Annotated in this window: 3 protein-coding genes; 2 read left to right on the top strand and 1 reads right to left on the bottom strand. The window is 42.5% G+C overall.

The window, feature by feature from the left end; translation table 11 throughout:
• On the bottom strand, positions 1-225 hold a 225-nt coding region (locus VF500_RS07660; RefSeq protein WP_330859109.1), incomplete at its 3' end, for a YbjQ family protein.
• Positions 226-567: 342 nt separating this feature from the next.
• Between VF500_RS07660 and VF500_RS07655 the strand changes: the two genes are divergently transcribed.
• Together VF500_RS07655 and VF500_RS07650 are read left to right on the top strand one after the other, a co-directional pair.
• Positions 568-1,059, top strand: a complete 492-nt coding sequence (locus VF500_RS07655; RefSeq protein WP_330859108.1) for an HAD family hydrolase — start codon at positions 568-570, stop codon at positions 1,057-1,059.
• Between the two features lie 194 nt (positions 1,060-1,253).
• A complete protein-coding gene (locus VF500_RS07650; protein WP_330859107.1) occupies positions 1,254-2,774 on the top strand; it encodes a hypothetical protein in 1,521 nt (506 codons plus the stop codon).
• Positions 2,775-3,316 lie beyond the last annotated feature (542 nt).

Here is a 3,316-nt window from a genome sequence, read left to right as displayed (position 1 = left end):
AATGGCCTGTGCATGCTGGATCAAAAGCTGGTAAGCCTCTTCACGCGCATTTTCGCATAGCTCAACATAAATTGAAAGCCTGCCGCCAAACAGCGACTGAAAACCTCCTGCAATATTGCCCAACGCGCTCCGGCTCCGCACAGTAATGCCACGTACAACGCCTAAATGCCTGGTAACCTTGTAGCCATCTAAGGCCGTGCTGGTAGTAATAAGTGATGTATCCATTTTAGTTTATTTATTGTTCACCAATGTTTATCGGTCATTTTTATTTAGATGCAGTATAGGTAACGATATTACGTAATTGAGTGTTTTTATTTTTTACTATTAGTGATTGGAGGTTAGAGATTTGAGATTAGTTGCTTTGCTCGTTTCCTGAAACCAGGTCAGCTTATATTTGACTGAACCTGAATCATCCTGACAATCCTTAAATCCCCCCAAATCCTGGTTCAGATTAACGGATTACCCGGGTTTCTTTTCACTCAGATCGCTTCTCCCCAAGACACTATGGACTATGAACTATCAACCATGAACTAAAATTCCGTACCTTCGCCGAAAAATTTAAAATCAATGCCTGATAAAATTAAAGCTGTTTTTTTAGATCGTGATGGTGTGCTTAACCAGGAAATGGGCGATTATGTACGCCGTTTTGAGGATTTCCACGTACTTGATAACTTCGAAGCCCTTAAAACCCTGCAGGACCGCGGCTATATGCTGCTTGTTGCTACCAACCAGGGTGGTTTGGCCAAAGGCTGGTACACTGAGGAAGAGCTGGCAAAAATGCACAATCACCTGAAACAGGTTTACCAAGAGCACGGCGTTGAAATTACCGACTTTTTTTACTGCCCGCACCACCCCAATTTTACCGGCGACTGCGACTGCCGCAAACCCAAACCGGGACTATTGCTGCAAGGCATAGCTAAATACAACATCGACCCATCAAAATCATACTTTATAGGTGACCGCGAACGCGACGTTGAAGCAGGAACTGCTGCCGGCATAAAAGGCATCCTGATAGATAGTGATCAGCCGATAAGCACGGTGCTGGATCAAATAGCTTAGTAATACCTAAAGCACTTAATAATAACGTCATTGCGAGTTACGAAGCAATCCCAAACTATACAGAGAGACTTGCGTGGCCGCTCAACTAATCGGGGATTGTTTCGTACCTCGCAATGACGCTCATTTTATGTTTTATCAATAAAAGCTAAAACATTTTCTTCTCTCCTGCTTTTTACCAATATTTATATTCTACTATGCAAAAAAGCCGCTACTTAAAAAACCTTGATGCTGTTTTAGCCGCCCTTATCGGCTGGTTTATATTAAGCTTGTTTTTCAGGTATAGCGGTGTTGGCGTTTCGCCGGATAGTATTATGTACACCAGCGCGGCGCGGAGCTTCAAAAGTCATGGTAACCTGCTTACATTTAACCATGTGCCTATTGTTGATTTCCCTGTTTTTTACCCTATTTATCTTGGCATCATTTCGTTCATCACCCAAATAGATCCGGTTAAGTTTGGCGCGGTAATGAACGGGATCATGTTCGCTACCCTCATTTTTACCAGCGGGTGGATCATGGAACACTTTGTACCTGCTTCAAGGATTTACAAATGGCTTATGCTGGCCGCCATTATCCTGAGCCCGCCGTTGCTGCAGGTTTACTCCTACTTATGGTCGGAGACTTTGTTTATTCTCGAGATCCTGTTCTTTTTAGTTGCATTCAGGAAGTATTTGCTAACACACACGCTTAAGGCGCTGATCGTAGCAGCTGCTATCGCGGCAATAAGTTGTATAACACGGTATGCCGCCATTACTATTGTTGGCACCGGAGGTTTACTTTTACTGCTGGACAGGGTTTTGCCTTTAAAAAAGAAGATAGTCCATATTGTCGTTTACGGCTTTGTTTGTATCTCTTTACTGGTAAGCAACCTGGTTTACAACGCTTTTATGTCGGGCACAACAACCGGTCCGCGGGAGCCATCCATTACCCCTTTCGGCAAAAACTTATATTATTTCGGCACCGTAATGTGCGATTGGATGGGCCTTACCCCTAACCAATATTGGGCTGCTACGCCTTTAGCCATTATTATTTTCCTGGGTTTTATAGGCGCTTTGGCGTTTAATTATTATAGGCGTAAGCTTGATAGCTTTGAAAACCTTGCTATTACCTTCGCGTTGGTTTATGGGGCGTTTATTGTTTTATCGTCAACCTTTTCAAGATACGAGCGCATTAATCACCGCCTGCTTTCCCCCCTTTTTATAACCGCTTTATGGGGCTATACCAGCTGGGCTTTATTACTGCTTAAGAAAATAAAAGGCAACGTTACCAGGCGTATTGCAGGCGTTGTAATGATCATACTTATGCTGGGCTTTATTACCAGCGAATTTTTGATTGACAAAGCCCGCTATAACGACCAGGTGGCTGACGAATACGGAAACCCCGGATTTACCGACGAAAGCTGGGTCGACTCGGAATTTGCTACATACCTGCGAAGCGGCGATCAAAGCCTCTTTAAACCCGGAGTAAAAGTTTACACCGATGCCCATGAGGCCGTTTACTTCTTCTCGGGCATGTCATCCTACCTGGTGCCGCATCGTTTTTTCACTAAGGATATTGATAAGTTTTACGAGGTAAAACACTATTACCTTATCTGGCTTAATGTACTGGAAAACCCCGAGCTTATCAACCTGAAGGATATTCAGAAAGTTAAAAACCTCAAAAAGATCAAGGATTTTGGCGAAGAGGGCGCGATTTATGAGTATATATCTGAACCGTGATTTACGGGATTTCAGGATTATCACGAATTGAATAAACGATGCGTCTTTTCGCAGCTCCAGCCGTTATTACGATAACACCGAAGATATTCAGAAGATGAGATTATCTCTTAAAAAGTATGTCATTGCGAGCGTAGCGCGGCAATCTCGTAGCCAATGCATGTTCGATTTGCTTAGCTACGAGATTGCTTCGTCGTCCCTCCTCGCAATGACATGGCTTTTTGAACCAACATTTTCAACTGATCTGTATCTTCCCTCCGAACACCTTTGGTGACAACACCAACAACGGCAAAAGCTGAATATTTTAAGTAATTTGGGGGTTAACCTTATCTTTTATTAATAAAATGATTATCAATCATATAGATTAAAAAAAAACGATTTTGTGTTAACCCTGTTACCCCCTGTGACCCGTCCTGAAATAGCTATACAGATTTGAGAGTAAATCCTATTCTAACTATACAAGATTCTGTTAATCCTGTATACGCTATACAGGTTCTTTTTTTTAAAGATAGTTATTTAATAACTTGTTGTTTGTTTGCCGGGAC

This window comes from Mucilaginibacter sp. (assembly GCF_036383575.1).
In the GTDB taxonomy this organism is placed as follows: Bacteria; Bacteroidota; Bacteroidia; order Sphingobacteriales; family Sphingobacteriaceae; genus Mucilaginibacter.
The sequence above is the reverse complement of the archived record's forward strand: the minus strand, read 5'-3'. Positions and strand labels throughout refer to the sequence as shown.

Excerpts from the sequence above, each read along its gene's own strand:
- VF500_RS07650 (WP_330859107.1), top strand. The coding sequence starts at position 1,254 with ATGCAAAAAAGCCGCTACTTAAAAAACCTTGATGCTGTTTTAGCCGCC.
- VF500_RS07655 (WP_330859108.1), top strand. The coding sequence starts at position 568 with ATGCCTGATAAAATTAAAGCTGTTTTTTTAGATCGTGATGGTGTGCTT.